Source organism: Caballeronia sp. M23-90 (assembly GCF_053574605.1).
This window is the reverse complement of the sequence record NZ_JBSIPA010000102.1, coordinates 1-17,085: the sequence shown is the minus strand read 5'-3', so window position 1 is coordinate 17,085 and position 17,085 is coordinate 1. Positions and strand designations below refer to the sequence as shown.

The following is a 17,085-nucleotide window of genomic DNA, read 5'->3' as shown; positions in this document are numbered from 1 at the left end:
TCCTCGCGAGCGGCGGCGCGTTCGGCGACTTGCCTGAGCGCGACATTCAGCGGATCGGGCGTCTTCGGCGCACGCAGTTTGTCGACGAGGCCCGCGACCTTGACCTGCTCGCTGGTCGCATTGAAGCTGAGAACAGCGCGTCGCATGAGTTCGCTGACACTGATGCCGAGACCGTCGGCGGTGCTGGTGATCGCGAGTTTCTGCGCGGGGGTCACAAATACGACGATGCGTTCGCTGGGTTTGGTAGTCATGAGCGCCTCACATGCTGGGGCCACGCAAGCGCGGCCGGTCGACGTCCTCAGCGGCACAACAGGCGACGCGTCCAATATGCGCCGCAGTCGCGGAGTCAGGCAAAATCGCGCAATCAATGCATCCATCATATCGTTTTGGCGCGGCTGCGTGCTTGTGCGCGTGCATGAACGCAGCGTGTGCGAGACAGGTATGAAAGCGTAGAGGTATCAACGACTTGCGTCCTGCAGATGAGAATGCTAAAGCTCCGCTCGACCTGCTGTGCGGCATCGCGCGCATGGCGAGAAAAAAGCGGAAAGGCTTTCCGATCTGGTCGCAAACCCAACTTCTTACAATGGATTTACTTACAAAAAAATCGGGCATCGCCCGGTGCTGCTCCCGCAAATTCTTTAAAATGCGCTGTCATTACGCACTGGGCCGTAGCGGTTGCAGATTTCTTACAACGCTATAACAGCCCGCTGTGGACGCGCAGCCTGTCCGGGGACATCGGCGTGCAATGTAGCGGTTCGCGCCAGATTTGAACCGCCGCGCTCTTCGATGATGACGACGGCTGCACATTCGGCTTCAAGGCACAAAGAGCTCATTGGCTCTTTGAAGGCCTCAACATTCATCGTCACGCGGCGGGTTGGCGTGGCGCACCGGGCGCCCCAGAAGCGCACCGTTCAAATCCAGTCATGCCAATCATCAAACGACCTAATTCCTCGAACACGCCACGCGATGACCGGGATCAAGACGGTCCATACAGATACCGCACCTCAGACCGCAAACCTGCCAGACCGTCCATAGCGCTGCGTCTCATGCTGTGGTTCGTCGGGCTGATTGCCGTCATGGCGATCGTCGGCGCATTGATCGTGGGATACGCGCTCGTTGTGATGGGACCGAATTTGCCGTCGCTCGATGCAATCACCGATTACCGGCCGAAGGTGCCGTTGCGCATCTATACGGCGGACCATGTGCTGATTGGCGAATTCGGCGAGGAGCGCAGGCGCATCGCCCGTTTCGATGAAATTCCGGATCAGATGAAGAAGGCGGTGCTCGCGATCGAGGATTACCGCTTCTATGAACATGGCGGTGTGGACTTCGTCGGCATTGCACGCGCGGGCGTGAGCGACATCATGCATGGCGGTGCATCGCAGGGCGCAAGCACGATCACCATGCAGGTTGCGCGCAACTTCTTCCTTTCCAGCGAAAAGACCTATACGCGCAAGATCTATGAAATGCTGCTCGCGTACAAGATCGAGCGTGCGCTCACCAAGGACCAGATCCTCGAGCTGTACATGAACCAGATTTATCTGGGCGAGCGCTCGTATGGGTTTGCATCGGCGGCGCGGGTGTATTTCGGCAAGGATCTGAAGGACCTCACGCTCGCCGAATGCGCAATGCTCGCAGGCTTGCCGAAGGCGCCTTCGGCGTACAACCCAGTGGTCAATCCAAAGCGCGCGAAGATTCGCCAGCAGTACATCCTGAAGCGCATGCTCGATCTGAAGTTCATCACGCAGGAACAATTCGATCAGGCGAGCGCCGAGGAATTGCATGCGCGCGTGGCCGGCACGGAGTACAGCGTGCACGCGGAATACGTCGCGGAAATGGTGCGTCAGATGATGTACGCACAGTACAAGGATGAAACCTACACGCGCGGCTTCTCGGTGACGACGACCATCGATTCTGCCGATCAGGACGCGGCGTATCGGGCGGTCCGAAAAGGCGTGATGGATTACGAGCGGCGCCATGGATACCGCGGGCCGGAAGGCTTCGTCAATTTGCCGGCAAATCCGGATGACCGCGATGAAGCCATCGACGACGCACTCGCCGATCATCCCGACAACGGCGATATCATCGCGGGCGTGGTGACGTCGGTGAATCCGAAGCAGGTGGTGGTCGAGTTCGTCAATGCCGACCCGGCGACCATCACCGGCGACGGCTTGCGTTTTGTAGCAACCGCTCTGCGCAGCAATGCGACGCAAGCGCTGAAGATCAAGCCGGGTTCCATCGTGCGTGTGATGAAGGACGCGAAGGAAAACTGGACCATCACGCAGTTGCCGCAAGTGGAGGGCGCGCTGGTTTCGCTCGTGCCGCAAGACGGCGCGATCCGGGCGCTGATTGGCGGCTTCGATTACAACAAGAACAAGTTCAATCATGTGACGCAGGCATGGCGTCAGCCGGGGTCGAGCTTCAAGCCGTTCATCTATTCGGCATCGCTTGAAAAGGGCCTTGGACCGGCGACCATCATCAACGACGCGCCGCTCTATTTCCCGCCGACGTCGCCGGGTCAGCAGGCGTGGGAACCGAAGGACGACGATCAGCCCGACGGCCCCATGTCCATGCGCATGGCGTTGCAGAAGTCGAAGAACCTGGTGTCGATCCGGATTCTGTCGTTCATCGGCACGAAGTACGCGCAGGATTTCGTCACGCAGAAATTTGGTTTCGATGCCGATAAAACCCCGCCGTACTTGCCGCTCGCACTCGGCGCGGGTCTCGTCACGCCGCTCCAACTGGCGGGCGGTTATTCAGTGTTCGCCAACGGTGGTTCACGCATCAATCCTTACCTGATCGGAGAAATCGCCGATGCACGCGGCACCGTGATTTCGCGCGCGAATCCGTTGCTTGCGGGGAACAACGCGCCGCAAACGCTCGAACCGCGTAACGCGTATGTGATGAACAGCTTGCTGCATTCGGTCGCGACCGCCGGCACCGGTTCGGGCACGAATGTGCTCAAGCGCAACGACCTGCAAGGCAAGACCGGTACGACCAACGACGCCAAGGATGGCTGGTTTGCCGGCTATCAGCATCAGCTCGTTGCTGTCGCGTGGATGGGCTACGACCAGCCCAAGTCGCTCGGTGGCCGCGAATTCGGCGCGCAACTCGCTCTGCCGATATGGGTCGAATTCATGCAGCGTGCCCTTGCCAAGATCCCGCAGCAGCCAATGGAAATGCCCGAAGGTCTTACGAGCATCGACGGAGATCTGTTCTTCGCCGATAAAACCCCGGGCAACGGTTTTGTCGCGAGCATTGGCCTGGATACGGCGAATCCGGCGGAAGGTTCCAGCGACGCCGTTGGCGGAGTCGGACCGGGCGGGATGACGCCGCCACCGCCGCCGCCGGATGTTGCTCCGGCCGAGCGCCAGGAGATCATGAATCTCTTCAAGGGGCATTGACCGGCAATTCAACGCCAAACGAAAAACGCGCCGCAATCAGATTGCGGCGCGTTTTTTTATTGTGCTTCGAGGGGGACGTTGCGGGGTTACTTGCCGAGCGTTGAAGCCGCCTTCACGGCGCACTGTGTGCTGATGCTCGACTGGTCCGAGAACGTCAGCTTGAGCGGGATTGTGGTGCCGACCTTGAGCGGCTTGGGCGCGTCCTCCAGCATCAAGTGATAACCGCTCGGCGCAAATGCGAGCGTGCCGTGCGCGGGGACGTCGGCGGAATCGACCATCGCCATGGTGGACGTGCTGCCGTTGCTGCTCGATTTATGCAGCATGGCCATGCCGAACGCGGGCGTTTCTGCGCCGGTGAGCGTGGCGGGTTTATCGCCGTCATTCGATACCACGAAGTACCCCGACGACGGCAAGCTCGCCGGCATCAAACGAATCCAGCAATCGTGCGCTGTGAGCGTCGCGGCTTGCGCGGACGTGATTGCCATTGCGCTCATCGCGATGAAACCCGCGTGTATCAGTGTGAATTTTTTCATGGTCGGGCTGCTCACTTCACGTTGAAAAGATAATGACCTTGCGTACGATGCCCGTCTTCGGCCACCGCGGTCCACTCGACCTGGTATGCACCGGTCTTCAGATCGCCGAGCGCGACGCTCATATGCTGTTTGTTGCTGCTGTCGACGGCTGACTTTGCGCTGTTGACCTGCTTGCCGGCGGCATCGACGACTATCAGGGTGCTGAAAGTCGGTTCCAGCCCTTCCGAGAAATCGATGGCGACTTCGTGAGGCGCTTCGACGGTTGCGTCGGGCGCGGGTGTCTGTTGCTTCGGCAATGCGTGGGCCATGGCGAGTTGAGCCATGGCAAGAAACGCGGCTGCAAGCGCGCCGCGCCTGGCCAGCTTTGCGACCTTTGAAAGTGACGGGTTCATGCTGATCCTGTTTGCGCGAAAAGAACGTGCCGGCGATACAGCCAGCCACAGTGCGGGATTCAGATGAAGAAGGGCGGTGCCCTGGGTTGCGCGGCGAATAAGGGAGCGCAAGGCGCCGCGAACAGAGCCGGGGCGTTGACCGCAAGAGCCGCTGCCGCACGATGCGTTGGCAGCGTATCGATGGAAGGCGGCGCCGCGGGCGAGTGCGCAGCGAAATTACAGTAACCGCATGCGTCCCAATGACCTGCCATCGAGTGATGCGGCTGCTGGTGATTTGCTGCAATTAACGTTTGGGATTCCGTTATCGCAAAGCAATGCGCGTTGAAAATCGAGTTCGTGCGCGCGCTCGAAGCAAGCGTCTGTGAAATGGCAGGCGCGAGCGTCATCATCAGAATTGCAAGCATTCCGATAAAGCTGCCGAACTTGCGGACGTGACTGCGACGCATGAGGCTGACGATGGCTTCCGAGGCGATTGAGCCGTCGATTATGCCACGCGTGTAATGGGTGATTTGTGCCTTGGGGTCGCACCTTCCGTGACCTGTTGAGTACCGGCGAACTGCCGCCGATGGACTCTGGAGGTGGAACGCGACCTCAAAAAGCAAAAAGCCCGGAAAACCGGGCTTTCGACATTTTATCTTGGTTGCGGGGATAGGATTTGAACCTATGACCTTCGGGTTATGAGCCCGACGAGCTGCCAGACTGCTCCACCCCGCGAAAAAGATTATATGACAACCGGCACTGCAGTGCAACATGTTTGTCACGCTGGACTGCTCGGTGAAAATGGGCAAACAAAAAGCGGCGGCATATCTCGTTGCCGAGACATGCCGCCACATTAAAGCACCTTGCTTCAACGTTGCTTAGAAGCCGAACGCGAAACCTGCACCGCCCGTGGTTTCTTCGCCAGTTGTCGAACCGCCGACCGTCAGGACCATGTTCGTTCCAAAGCGCTTCTGGAAGCCGATCGCAATTGCAGCCTTGTCACGATAAACACCCGTGCCGGCCGCGAAGCGATTGTCCTTGTCAGCGATGGCCGCCGCGCTGCCTGCCATCATCGCCATGGCGCTGCTCATTGCACCGACGCTGTTGATATGGTTGTTGGCAAGCGAAAGACCGCTGTTCATGTCCGAGCGCAATGCGTCGGTGTAACCCTTCGCGGACTTCACACCCGTGTTCACCGACTGCTGCATCTGGTTCACGTTGACAGCGTCGGTGCCTTCCGTGCCGGCCGCGACGTTCGTGATCTGGCGCTGACCGCCCGCAGACGCCGTACCGACCGAGACCGCGTTGGCACGATCGGCCACCGACCCTGCGCCGAGCGCCACCGAGTTCTTCGCCGTAGCCGATGCATTCGCGCCGACAGCAACCGCATTGGCGCCGCTCGCCACGGACGAGGCGCCCGAAGCAATGGCATTTGCGCCAGATGCAACGGCGTTCGCACCCGACGCAACCGAATGCGTACCGCTCGACGTTGCCGCTTCCGTATCGCGGTTGCCGTCAGCCGAGAACATTGGGTTGTAGGCGCCGTTGGCGAGGTTGGTGACCTGGCTGATCATGTCGTTCATCTGACCCAGGTTGACCGCGTCCATGCTGCTGGTGCCGGCCGTGACGTTATGCAAAGCCGTGCCCGTTGCATTGCCGTTGCCAAGCGTTGCGTTGGCGTAGTCCGGCGTGCCGTCGGCGTTGGTGTCGTACTTGATTGCGGCCGCGCTGAGCGTGCTCACGCTGTTCGAAACCGCATTGAGCTGGCCTACGTTGACTGCATCAGTCGTTGCCGTGCCTGCTGCCACGTTCGTGATCTGACGCTCGCTGCCAGCGGCTCCCACCGACACTGAGTTGGCCCGGTCAGCCACCGAGTTCGCGCCCAATGCAACCGAATTCTTCGCCGATGCAACCGCCGCGCCGCCGATCGCCACTGCATCCGTACCCGTCGCCGACGAATCGATCAAGGTCGAGTTCGAGTGGAAGTATTTGATGCCGCCACCGTTGTTGATGTTGTTGGTGAAGCTTTGCAAGGCTGCGACGTTCTGGTTTGTCGCATACAACTGTGAACCGTTGACTGCGTCCGTGCTCGTTTCAGTCAGGTCGCCCTTGGCGAGGTTGCTCAGAAGCGTGGGTTGCGCCGCGCCCGCGCCGCCCAGCGTTACACGCTGATAGTTCGCCGAGCCGTCCGTGTTCTTGTCGTACTTGACGGCAAAGCTATCGAGCGTGCTGAGGTTGTCGGACACGGAGGTGAGCTGACCGAAGTTGACTGCATCCGTCGTGCTCGTGCCGGCTGCCACATTCGTGATCTGACGTTCGCTGCCCGCTGCACCTACCGACACGGAGTTCGCGCGATTTGCCACCGAGTTGGAGCCGAGCGCAACTGCATTGTTCGCCGACGCTTTAGCCGTGCCGCCGATCGCCACGGAATCGGTGCCTGTGGCCACGGAGTCTGCCAACTGCGAGTTAGTGTGGAAGTACTTGATGCCGCCGCCGTTGCTGATGTTCGTCTCGAATGTTTCCAGCGAGCCGACGCGTGTGTTCGTGGCAAACAGTTGCGAGCCGTTGACGGCATCGACGCTGGTCGACGACAACATGCCTGCTTTTACGTTCGTCAGGGTGACGGGCGTTGATGTGCCCGACCCGCCGAGCGTGACCTGCGTCTTCGCGGACGAATCGTAGGCAACCTTGTTGTTCAGTTCCGTGTCGACCTTGGCAATGGCGTCACCGACCGTGCTGAGCGAGGTGCCGGCGACGGTGTAGGCGGGCGCTTTGATCGAACCGTCCGCGTTCACCTTGGCGCCGCCGCCGAGCAACGAGGTAACGTTTTGAAGTTGCGTGACGTTGACAGCGTCGGTGCCAAGAGTGCCAGCGCTTACGCTGGTGATCTGGCGGGTACTCGCTGCGGTGCCTACCGAAACCGTGTTTTCACGGTCCACCGTTGAACCGGCTCCAAGGGCGACGGAATTTTTCAGCGATGCCACTGCGCCGTTGCCAAGCGCCACTGCGCCAACCGCCGATGCCGATGCCGCCGCGCCCAGTGCAACTGCGTTCGCGGCAGTCACGGACGACTTCGAACCAATGGTCACGCCACCGGCTGCACCAGCCGCTGTTCCGGACAAGTTGATTGAGTCGTCAGAGTCCGACGTGCCCGTACGGGAGCCTGGCAAACCGTTGCCGGTCGGATCGAACGAAAGCGAACGGGCGGAGTTTGCTACATTGCCGCCGTTTGGCGCGAGCAAGACGCTCGATCCCGATTTGCTATCGAGCGAAAGGTAGTTGCTGCCAATCGCGACGGACGACTTGGCAGCATTGACAATTTGCGAACCCATGGACAACGAATCGTCGTCCAGGCTCTGGACGTCGGAGCCGATTGCGATCGATTCGTTTGAGCCGCTGGAAATCGCCTTGCGCCCGATCGCCAGGGTGTTGGCTCCCGACGATGTGCTCAATGCGCCAATCGAAACGGCTTCAGCTCCCGTGGCGACCGAGTCAGCCAAAGTTGAATTGACGTGGAAGTACTTGCTCGACCCGGCGCCGTCTCCGAGCGCAGTCAGTGCTGCGCCGACTGTAGTGTAGTTCGTTCCTTTGATTACGTAAGTCGGACCCGTCACCGAACCGTCTCCCGCGACGGCCGCGCCGCCGCCCAATGCCGAGACAACTGGCGTCAACTGACTCAGGTTGACTGCATCAGTGGCTTGTGTGCCTTTTGCGACCTGCACGATTTGACGTTGAGTAGTCGCGTTGCCTACCGAGACCGTTCCCGTCCGATCCGACACAGACAGCGACCCTAATGCTACTGAATCAAACGCGGAAGCAGTCGCGCTGGGTCCTAAGGCGGTCGCCCGGCCCGCTGCGCGCGCGTGTGAACCGATAGCCATTCCTGCGTCCGTGGTGCTGCCCGTAGCGACGGCGTCGCCACCTATGGCAATGCTGCCGACTCCCGTCGCCGTTGCGCCGGCCGTGCTTCCGTCCGCGTCGAGGGCGGAAAAGTATTTTGTGCCCGAGCTGTCCGAGAGCGCGCTCAGCGCTGCGCCGACATTGCTGTAGTTCGTTCCTTTGAGCGTATAGGTCGGGGCTGTAACGGAGCCATCTGCCGCGATGGCAGCGCCGCCACCCAACGCCGTGACGACCGGCGTCAATTGCCCAACGTTCACCGCGTCCGTCCCGGCAGTTCCTGCAGCGAGACCGATCAGCTTGTTAGCTGTACCCGAGGTGGTTCCGTCGCTGGACAGGCTCATCGAGCCATGTACGTACGCGACAGGAGCACCGGCTGCGCCATTCGCACCAAAGACTTCAAGGCCGCCGTTCACAAAGGCGCCGTTCTGGTTGGAGATGAAGTTTGTTCCGTTGATTCCGTCGCCGCCGTTCAAGCCGATCGACGTAGCCGATGCGCCAGTGCCAACCTTTGCACTGCAACCTGCAGTAGTGGTGCCAGCGACCGTGTGGCCATTCACGCCGCCTGCGGAGCCGTCCTGAACTGCAGTGCACTCCCCGTCTGTAAAGTCATTGAATAACGCGGCATTGTAGATTGCAGCGTCTGCTGACGCCGAGGCAAATGCCAGTCCTGCCCCAGTCAGCGCGATGACCGAAATGCCATGCGCCGCGCTAGTTTTGACAGAGTTTTTTTTGCTGCGTCCCTTTGCCGTCTCCGAAGCCGCTACCCAAGCGCCCAACGATTCATTCCAGACGGATTTGTAATTCTTGTTCATACGTACACCTGTGTAAAAGTTAACCTAAGTCCGGAGCCGGGTTATGGATCGCGCTAAAGCGCTGTTTTGCTGGGCTCTGCATTAGCAGGGAACCATGAGTTCGCTGGCCTTTGCTCGGAGAGGGGTTGAACTTTACGGAGGCAGTTGAATAGTCTTAATCGGAAAGCTCCCAATTTAAAGACTACGTTGAACATTAACAACAGGAAAGGAATTGATATATAAAAAATTGTCAGGAAAACTAAAAAAAAATTGAGTCCAATTAAGGACCGCCGGCTCGTGAACGTTGTCTGAATCAACTGTCAGCGAGTCGTGGAAATGCATCCCGGTGACGGTATAGAACAAGCGAGCGCGGCCCGTCGTGTCAAAATCAGGGATCGCGCGATGAACGCTTCCGGTTCACCGCATGTTTGAGCTTTCACTACAAGGATTGACTGGCCATGGATATCGCTCACGATTTGCAAACCATCCTGCATCAGGAGCACACGCTCGTTTTCCCGCAATTCGATACCGACCGCGCGTGGCAGATCGGCTCGCAATTGCGTGAAATGGCAGTGGCGCGTGGCGCCGTCGTCGCCATCGAGGTGAGGACATTCGGCCAGCCGCTGTTCTTTGTCTCGCTGAACGGCACAACCCCCGACAACGCCCGGTGGGTTCAGCGCAAGGCGCGCACGGTCGAGCATTTTCGCCGCAGTTCCTACGCGATCGGCTTGAACCTGCAGCAGGCATCGACGACCCTTGCCGATAAATACACGCTGCCCGCCGCCGAGTTCGCATCGCATGGAGGCGCGTTTCCGTTGACAGTCAAAGGCGCGGGCGTGATCGGCGTGGTGACGGTGTCGGGCTTGCCGCAACGCAAGGATCATGAACTCGTGGTCGAGGCGCTGTGCGCGGTGCTCGGACACGATGCGAGCGCGCTCGCATTTGCATCGGACAAGGGGTAAGCGATGCGCACTTCCGCTTATGCGCTGCTCGCGGTCGCGATCGTTGCCGAAGTCGTGGCGACATCGGCCTTGCGGGCGTCGGACGGGTTTTCGCGGCTCGTGCCGTCGGTGATCGTGGTGATCGGTTACGGCATCTCGTTTTACTTGCTTTCGCTCACGCTCAAGTCCTTGCCGGTCGGCATCGTGTATGCCGTGTGGTCAGGGGCGGGCATCGTGCTGATCACGCTCGTTGCTGCAATCCTGTTCAAACAGATACCCGATCTGCCCGCTGTGCTCGGCATGGGGCTGATCGTGGCGGGCGTGATCGTGCTGAACGTATTCTCGAAGGTCAGCCCGCATTAGCCGCAGCCCTCGCGGCTGACCGCCGCCGGCGTGGCGGCTTAGTTGCAGCGAACGACCATCGAGCGATTTTTTACATTTGCCGATATCACGTTTGTAATGCCGCCACCCGTCGGGCCGCCTTCCTCGTTGTCCTTCGACACGATCGTATATCCCGTCGCGCCGCACTTGTCGCCGGCCATGACGTAGCAACTCGCCCACGTCGTGCTGGCGTCCGCTCCGCTGCAGTTGATGGCGTAGCCGGACTGGCCATCAGGGAGATGGATCAGAGATGCGTCGTTGGACGATGCACACCCGCCAACGCTCAAGACTCCGGCGGCGCAGAACGCCAGGCCTGCGCCCTGCAGCATGCGCGTGATGGATGTGTTCAGCGGCAACCGCCATGCAAATCGCTTCATTCTTTTCCTCATTAGCCATCGGCCGGGTTATTTGCTGCGCGCATTTTCCCATACACCCGTACCCGCAGGAAAAAGCGCTGTCCTTGATGCAGGTCAAATGACGACGTGAATGTGCTGGCGCGTGCCTTGCGGAGTTAGAAACACGCTTTATCTTTTTACAGTCGTCTCTGATCTGGCGCCTGAAGAAAATGCAACCGGATGCAACGAGCAAGAACTTATTGCAGGCCGGCGGACCTTACAGTATTCATGGACATCAAATAAAACGACGAGAGGACAACCATGGCAGAACGCGTCACCGGCCCGTACCGCGGGTATTACATCAGTGCTGCAGCACGGCTTACGCCGGCACCGGAGCAAGGCGAAGAGCCCATTTATGTCGGCACAGTGAACGTCGCGCAGGGCGGCCCGGATAATGTGCACCGGTTTGAAACCATGGTCGATCTGGGCGGCCAGCAACGCTTTGCGACCGAAGACGACGCGCTCGGCCAGGTCGAGGAGGCCGCGCGCGCCTACATCGACAGACTGTTGCAAAATACCTGATGCGCACGCTCAACATCCGTCACCCGGCGATGCGCTGCGTGGCCGAGGCGTTGCTTGATCTATTTCCGAGCGGCGCGGATATCAGCGAAATCGGCACGGACGCGAAGCCTTGCCTCTTCGTGGGTTGGCGGACCAGCGGCACTGCGGGCCAGCCTGGCAATATTGCGTGGGGCGTGCACTACCGCTTCGAGGCCGAGGCGCTGAGTCTTTTCGATATCGCTTGCGAGCCCGCCCAGCAGCGGCTCTGCGAACACGTGAGGGATATCAGCCGGCATCTGAGATTCGACTACGCCGATCCAGACGCGCTCTCGCTGAAAATTGTCGACGTGACCGCTGACATGGTCCGCGAGTGCATGAGCGAAGCGTAGCGCGCTCGGGGTAGACCGGCCTCTCGCGGTGCGAGTACTATCGATGCGTTTCTGTTTCTTGCGTCCGAGGCAATCATGAACATCCAGTTTCCGGCCGACGCGCCTGCGTATCGCGACACCAATCTCACCGTGGTTTTTCCCGCGCTGGTCGACGGCGAGCGCGTGCCGTGCGCGATCTCCGTGGAGGCGCTGGAGGACCATTTCGGCGTGAAAAGCTTCGACAGCAACGGCTGGATCAGCGCGTTCCATGCGGCCCGGCCGAAAATCGAGGCGGTGGCGCGCGAGCATTTATCTATAACGCAGGGCGCGCCTGTGCTTTTGAAAAGCGGGCATTTTCCCCCGGGCGCAGTTTCTTGCTGAACACCGTTCAGGTTTAAATTGACTTGGCCGTCATCTCGCGGAAAATGCGCGGATGGTCAGCCAAAAACAACATCTGTCCGATCAGCCGCTGCTCCGAAGCCATATTCTCGATGCCGCGCGCTCCATAGTCGTGCGTCACGGATTCGACGCGCTGTCCATGCGCAAGCTCGCCGAGGTCGTCGGCTATTCGCCCGCTTCGCTTTATCTGCATTTTTCCGGACGCGATGCGATCGCCCATGCGCTGGGCGCCGAAGGACATGCAAGATTACTCGCGGCGCTGCATTCGTACGATTTTGTCGAGGACGATACCGAGCGTTTGAGATCGATGGGGCATGCTTACGTCGAGTTCGGGCTCAAGCATCCGGAGATGTATCGGCTGATCTTCATGCAGAATGTCGGTTATACGGAAGCGATATTCAATGACGCGGCGGCGTCCGGCGAAACCGCGCTTTCCCTGCTTGCGGATGCGCTCGCGTTTTCCAGCCACGCACCGGCTGCTGCCGAAACCTTGTGGACGGCGCTGCACGGCATCGTGTCACTGAGTCTGACCGCGGCGAAGCATCTGGTCACGCCGACCGACGTGCTCATCGATGCAACGATCGAGCTTTATTTATCCGGCGTCAGGAAAAAACCCGTGCGCCGCCCGCCGAGGCCCCGCGCTGTGTGACGATTGCCGCCATACTTTCCAGCTATTTCGAATCCACCGAACCTGTATTGCACATGACCGAGACTATCGAAGAAATCCGCGTCGAACGCGCGCAGGGCATTGGTTTTATCGCGCTGAACCGGCCGAAGGCGCTCAATGCACTTTCCACGCCGATGATCCACGCCATTCACCGCGCGCTCGAAGCCTGGCGCGACGACGACTCGGTGCATGCCGTGATCATCTACAGTCCGCATCCTCGCGCGTTTTGCGCGGGCGGCGATATCCGCTTCCTTTACCACACGGCGAAAGCGGGCGAGCACGCGGCGATTGACGAATTTTTCACCGATGAATACCGCCTGAACCACGCCATTTTCACGTATCCGAAACCGTACATTGCGTTGCTCAACGGTGTGGTGATGGGCGGCGGCATGGGCATCTCGCAGGGTGCACGGCAAACGGGCGGCTTGCGCGTCGTGACTGAATCCACCCGGATGGCGATGCCGGAAACGCGCATCGGCCTCTTTCCGGACGTTGGCGTGAGCTGGTTTCTCGCGCGTACGCCCGGCGCGATCGGACGCTATCTCGCGGCGACGAGTGCGACCATCGATTCCGCCGATGCCCTCTACGCCAATCTCGCCGATGTCTACATGGATGAAGGCACGCTCGCCGGGCTTGTGGATACGCTCAAACACAAGAGCTTCGGATCAGGTGCGGAGGTCGTGAGGTTCATTGAAGGGGAAGGGCGTGCGGATGCGGGCAAGGCGAGCGAGCTCGAAGCGAATCGCGGGTTTATCGACAAGCATTTCGCGTCGGGCAATGGCGCGGCTTGCCTGAAGTCGCTCGCGAGCGCCACGAACGGCGCCGAGCAGGAGTGGGCGGCGAACACGGCGGCCGAGTTGCGTGAGCGTTCGCCGCTGTCCATCGATGTATCGCTGGAGCTGATCGATCGCGCCAAAACATCCACGATGGCCGAAACGCTGCGCCGCGACCTCGGTCTCACCCGCGCAACCTTCGATCACGGCGATGTGATGGAAGGCATCCGGGCGCGCATTGTCGATAAAGACAATCAGCCCGTCTGGAAAGTGACGCGCGTGGAAGACGTGACGCGTGAAGAAGTGCTGCAGATGTACGAAAGCCCGTGGACTGCAGCCGGTCATCCGCTTGCCGATCTGGCGGATTAGTCCGCGTCGCTGCCGGCTGTGAAGGCGCGCATGAAGACGAGCGCGCCCCAACCCCACATTGCATTCGATGCAAATCCGAGCGCCAGTCGCGGCATCATGTTGCCGCTTGGCCAGATGCCGCGCACCGGATCAAGCACGAACACGCTCGCGGCCGTCAGCACGATTCCGCCGAAGACCAGCGCGCCGATCCACGGCGCGGTGCGATCGGGCGAGACGCGCAGGAGCCACGCCATCAGGATGCTGAAAAACCCGCTCCATAACGCCGCCACGATGAACTCGGGAATGCCAAGCGGCAGGAAGGGAGTAGTCGAATAACCGGTGATTTCGATCACGCCGGCTGCGTGCAGGATCGCAATTGTCGATTCACGGAAGAACAAGGCGGCGAGAAAACCCGCGACGAACGGCAGAATGACTTTTTGCATTGAAAAACACCGCTTGAGACGCGAGCTGCGGCCGCGCCTGATTTTAGAGTGGCGTCATTATAGGGTCGGGCATGCCGCGAAATGGTGCAATCAGTGGCGCCTTTGCGGTGGATGCAACGGAGTCCTTGTCGTCGCTATTTGGCGATGGCGTCGCTCGCCGGATTGTTGTGCAGCATCCGGTCGCTGTTGGCGGGGAGAGCCGGGCGCTTGGTCGGCATGTTGTCGGGATTGTTGGGGTGTGTGGCGCCTGCATCCGGCGACGCCGGTGGTTTGACCATGGATGCAGCGTCGGCGGGCTTGGCGGTCTGGGCCTGGGCGGTGGCCGTCAAGATTGATGCTGCAGCGAGCGCAAGGCCAAGCGAAGTTCTGATGGCGCGGGATTTCATCTGTATCTCCAGTGCGGCGCGCGTTTTGGTCGAGGCTTGCGGGACGCTGCCGTCTGCATTTCTGACAGTGGAAAACGGTGAAGATTCGGTTTTCCTGATGGCCAGACACGTAGTTCCAGGGTTCTCGGTGCCGTTCCAGTGGTTACGGTAAAATTATGTACTCCGCGCAAAAACCGCGCCTCACGCTTCGAATTCAGCAGTTTCCATGTCTAAAGCATCAAAAATCAGCCCTCGCCGCGTAAGCGTTGCACCGATGATGGACTGGACCGACAGGCATTGTCGTTCCCTCCATCGCATGATCTCGCGCGACACCTGGCTTTATACAGAGATGGTCACGACCGGCGCCTTGCTGCACGGCGACGTTGCGCGCCACCTTGCCTTCACGCCCGGCGAAGCACCCGTCGCGTTGCAGCTCGGCGGCAGCGAGCCGGCCGACCTCGCCCACAGCGCGAAGCTCGGCGAGCAATGGGGCTATGACGAGATCAACCTGAATTGCGGTTGTCCGTCCGAGCGCGTCCAGCGCGGCGCGTTTGGCGCGTGCCTGATGAACGAGCCGCAACTCGTTGCCGATTGTGTGAAGGCGATGCGCGATGCCGTGGCAATTCCGGTCACGGTAAAGCATCGGATTGGTGTGGATGCCGTCGAAGACTATGCGTTCGTGCGTGACTTCGTCGGCACGGTCGCGAATGCGGGTTGCGAGGTGTTTATCGTCCATGCGCGCAACGCGATCTTGAAGGGCTTGAGCCCGAAGGAAAATCGCGAGATCCCGCCGCTGAAGTATGAATACGCGTATCAATTGAAGCGTGATTTTCCGCATCTTGAGATCTCGATCAATGGCGGTATCAAGACGCTCGACGAAGTGGAGGAACACCTCAAACACGTCGATGGCGTGATGCTCGGCCGCGAGGCGTATCACAATCCGTACGTGCTGGCAGGCGTCGATTCACGGTTCTATGGAGCGTCGACAGCGATTCCTTCGCGCGAGGAGATCGAGGCCGGGTTGATCGAATACGCGCGTGAAGAAGTGGCGCGCGGGACCTATCTCGGCGGTATTACACGGCACGCGCTCGGGTTGTATCGCGGCATGCCGGGCGCGCGTGGATGGCGGCGTGTGTTGTCGGACAGCCGCAGGCTTGCAACCGGCGATCTGGCCATCTTCGATGAAGCGCGCACGCATCTACGGGAATCGGCCGAATTGATCGAATAAGGGACTAGGCAAACCGAATCTTTGTTCGTATAATCTCGTTTCTCGATTCAGCAAGCCGGTTTTTGGTGCGCCAGAGAAGAAGTAAGTCAGTGGTGGCTGTAGCTCAGTTGGTAGAGTCCAGGATTGTGATTCCTGTTGTCGTGGGTTCGAGCCCCATCAGCCACCCCAAAGAATTTGCTGGTAGTAGGAAGGTTTCAAAGACGGGCACTGTGAGAAATCGCAGTGCCCGTTTTCATTTCAGCCGCCGGTTTTTGCCTTGCGTCCGCTTACTTCCGCCCCCGCATCCCGATGCAGACTGAACAGATCGGCCACGCCGAGCAGTCCCACCGCCGCCACGATCAGGAACGCGATGCTGAAATCCGCGGCCGTCACCGTCTGCGAACCATGGCCATGCATCCATTCGGCGAGCCGCAACGCGATTGCCCCCAACGCCACACCGACACCCATCGTCAGTTGAAACAGCGTGCTCGATAACGCCGACGCACCGCTCATTTGCGCTTTCGGTACGTCGGCAAAACTGAGCGTGTTGAGCGCGGTGAACTGCAGCGAGCGCGACAATCCGCTCGCGAACAACACGGCGACGACGATCCAAGTCGGTGTCGCCGGTGCGATCAGGCTCATCACCGCCAGCGATATCGCCGCGATGACGCCGTTCACGATCAGCACCGAACGAAAGCCGTAGCGCCGGACGATCGGCGTGGTGACGAGTTTCATCGATAAATTGCCGGCGAAGACAGACAATGTCAGCAGCCCGGATTCAAACGCGTTCAGCCCGAAGCCGACCTGGAACATCAGCGGCAATAGAAAAGGCACGGCGCTGATCGATACGCGAAAGAGCGAACCGCCGCCCATCGCGACCGCGAATGTCCGGATTCGCAAGGACTTGAGATCGACGACGGGCTCCGGCGTGCGCCGCAGATGCAGCCAGGCGGCCACGCTCGCCAGCACGCCCGCGGTGATCAACGCTCCCGTGAGGAACCACGGCGTGTCGTTCCGGCCAATCAGTTCCATCGCGTAGAGCAAGGTCGTGCAGGCGAGGCCGCACAGCATGAAGCCCACGAAATCGAAGCGGCGCCCGGCCTTTTCGCGGGTGTTGTCGAGATAACGAAGCGCCAGCGCGAACCCAATGATTCCCAGCGGCAAGTTGAGGTAAGACATGATGGCCTCCAGAGAACGCGGCGTTGACGTTCATCCGATAATTGGACGACCTTCACTGAACCACGGAGACAGTCATGGACAAGATCAAGTTTTATGTCGGGCTCGACGTGCACAAGGAT

Annotated in this window: 16 protein-coding genes, 2 tRNA genes and 3 pseudogenes; 10 read left to right on the top strand and 11 right to left on the bottom strand. The window is 60.0% G+C overall.

Going from position 1 to position 17,085, the window contains the following annotated elements; all coding sequences use genetic code 11:
• Positions 1-380, bottom strand: a pseudogene (locus tag ACRXB1_RS13040) (hypothetical protein); the annotation flags it as partial.
• A 543-nt stretch (positions 381-923) separates the two neighbouring features.
• Between ACRXB1_RS13040 and ACRXB1_RS13035 the strand changes: the two are divergent.
• The gene (locus ACRXB1_RS13035; RefSeq protein ID WP_449492236.1) at positions 924-3,404 is read left to right on the top strand and encodes a penicillin-binding protein 1A; all 2,481 of its coding nucleotides are present in this window, start codon (positions 924-926) and stop codon (positions 3,402-3,404) included.
• An 86-nt stretch (positions 3,405-3,490) separates the two neighbouring features.
• Here ACRXB1_RS13035 and ACRXB1_RS13030 read toward each other — a convergent pair whose 3' ends face one another.
• From ACRXB1_RS13030 to ACRXB1_RS13005, 6 genes and pseudogenes are all read right to left on the bottom strand, one after another.
• Complete coding sequence (locus ACRXB1_RS13030) at positions 3,491-3,937, bottom strand: copper chaperone PCu(A)C (RefSeq protein WP_174365685.1); 447 nt, start codon at positions 3,935-3,937, stop codon at positions 3,491-3,493.
• A gap of 11 nt (positions 3,938-3,948) precedes the next feature.
• Positions 3,949-4,329, bottom strand: a complete 381-nt coding sequence (copC, locus tag ACRXB1_RS13025; RefSeq protein WP_449492235.1) for a copper homeostasis periplasmic binding protein CopC — start codon at positions 4,327-4,329, stop codon at positions 3,949-3,951.
• A 59-nt stretch (positions 4,330-4,388) separates the two neighbouring features.
• Positions 4,389-4,733, bottom strand: coding sequence for a DUF2946 domain-containing protein (locus ACRXB1_RS13020; RefSeq protein WP_449492234.1), 345 nt, complete (start codon positions 4,731-4,733; stop codon positions 4,389-4,391).
• 233 nt (positions 4,734-4,966) lie between these two features.
• Positions 4,967-5,043: transfer RNA gene (locus tag ACRXB1_RS13015), tRNA-Met, on the bottom strand.
• A 143-nt stretch (positions 5,044-5,186) separates the two neighbouring features.
• Complete coding sequence (locus ACRXB1_RS13010) at positions 5,187-8,765, bottom strand: YadA family autotransporter adhesin (RefSeq protein WP_449492237.1); 3,579 nt, start codon at positions 8,763-8,765, stop codon at positions 5,187-5,189.
• 126 nt (positions 8,766-8,891) lie between these two features.
• Positions 8,892-9,020 (bottom strand): annotated as a pseudogene (locus tag ACRXB1_RS13005) (ESPR domain-containing protein); the annotation flags it as partial.
• 437 nt (positions 9,021-9,457) lie between these two features.
• Here ACRXB1_RS13005 and ACRXB1_RS13000 point away from each other — a divergent pair.
• Together ACRXB1_RS13000 and ACRXB1_RS12995 are read left to right on the top strand one after the other, a co-directional pair.
• On the top strand, positions 9,458-9,961 hold the full coding sequence (locus tag ACRXB1_RS13000; RefSeq protein WP_449492233.1) for a heme-degrading domain-containing protein: 504 nt from the start codon (positions 9,458-9,460) through the stop codon (positions 9,959-9,961).
• A 3-nt stretch (positions 9,962-9,964) separates the two neighbouring features.
• Positions 9,965-10,303 carry a DMT family transporter gene (locus ACRXB1_RS12995; RefSeq protein ID WP_075357871.1) on the top strand — a complete coding sequence of 113 codons (339 nt, stop codon included), beginning with the start codon at positions 9,965-9,967 and terminating at the stop codon, positions 10,301-10,303.
• Positions 10,304-10,341: 38 nt separating this feature from the next.
• Here the strand turns inward: ACRXB1_RS12995 and ACRXB1_RS12990 are convergent, their stop codons facing one another.
• The gene (locus ACRXB1_RS12990) at positions 10,342-10,650 is read right to left on the bottom strand and encodes a hypothetical protein (RefSeq protein WP_086383725.1); all 309 of its coding nucleotides are present in this window, start codon (positions 10,648-10,650) and stop codon (positions 10,342-10,344) included.
• Positions 10,651-10,977: 327 nt separating this feature from the next.
• Between ACRXB1_RS12990 and ACRXB1_RS12985 the strand changes: the two genes are divergently transcribed.
• The 5 genes from ACRXB1_RS12985 to ACRXB1_RS12965 all read left to right on the top strand — a co-directional run bounded on the left by ACRXB1_RS12985 (position 10,978) and on the right by ACRXB1_RS12965 (position 13,793).
• A complete protein-coding gene (locus tag ACRXB1_RS12985; RefSeq protein WP_061999225.1) occupies positions 10,978-11,238 on the top strand; it encodes a hypothetical protein in 261 nt (86 codons plus the stop codon).
• Positions 11,238-11,606, top strand: a complete 369-nt coding sequence (locus tag ACRXB1_RS12980) for a hypothetical protein (RefSeq protein WP_256701043.1) — start codon at positions 11,238-11,240, stop codon at positions 11,604-11,606. The genes ACRXB1_RS12985 and ACRXB1_RS12980 overlap by 1 nt, the downstream gene beginning before the upstream one ends.
• Positions 11,607-11,681: 75 nt before the next feature.
• Positions 11,682-11,966 (top strand): DUF1488 family protein, encoded by a 285-nt coding sequence (locus tag ACRXB1_RS12975; protein WP_061999227.1) that lies wholly within the window; start codon positions 11,682-11,684, stop codon positions 11,964-11,966.
• A gap of 52 nt (positions 11,967-12,018) precedes the next feature.
• Positions 12,019-12,633: a TetR/AcrR family transcriptional regulator gene (locus tag ACRXB1_RS12970; RefSeq protein WP_449492232.1), complete on the top strand. Its 615-nt coding sequence runs from the start codon at positions 12,019-12,021 to the stop codon at positions 12,631-12,633.
• Between the two features lie 53 nt (positions 12,634-12,686).
• Positions 12,687-13,793 (top strand): enoyl-CoA hydratase/isomerase family protein, encoded by a 1,107-nt coding sequence (locus tag ACRXB1_RS12965; protein ID WP_075357875.1) that lies wholly within the window; start codon positions 12,687-12,689, stop codon positions 13,791-13,793.
• Here the strand turns inward: ACRXB1_RS12965 and ACRXB1_RS12960 are convergent.
• Positions 13,790-14,215 (bottom strand): hypothetical protein, encoded by a 426-nt coding sequence (locus ACRXB1_RS12960; RefSeq protein WP_449492231.1) that lies wholly within the window; start codon positions 14,213-14,215, stop codon positions 13,790-13,792. The two genes, ACRXB1_RS12965 and ACRXB1_RS12960, sit on opposite strands and share 4 nt — an antisense overlap.
• A 134-nt stretch (positions 14,216-14,349) precedes the next feature.
• Entirely contained in the window at positions 14,350-14,601 is a 252-nt protein-coding gene (locus ACRXB1_RS12955) for a hypothetical protein (protein WP_086383600.1), read from the bottom strand.
• A 205-nt stretch (positions 14,602-14,806) separates the two neighbouring features.
• Between ACRXB1_RS12955 and dusA the strand changes: the two genes are divergently transcribed.
• Positions 14,807-15,808, top strand: a complete 1,002-nt coding sequence (dusA, locus tag ACRXB1_RS12950) for a tRNA dihydrouridine(20/20a) synthase DusA (RefSeq protein ID WP_174364053.1) — start codon at positions 14,807-14,809, stop codon at positions 15,806-15,808.
• 92 nt (positions 15,809-15,900) lie between these two features.
• A tRNA-His gene (locus ACRXB1_RS12945) sits at positions 15,901-15,976 on the top strand.
• Positions 15,977-16,045: 69 nt separating this feature from the next.
• Here ACRXB1_RS12945 and ACRXB1_RS12940 read toward each other — a convergent pair.
• Positions 16,046-16,960 (bottom strand): annotated as a pseudogene (locus ACRXB1_RS12940) (MFS transporter); the annotation flags it as partial.
• Positions 16,961-17,085: the final 125 nt, after the last annotated feature.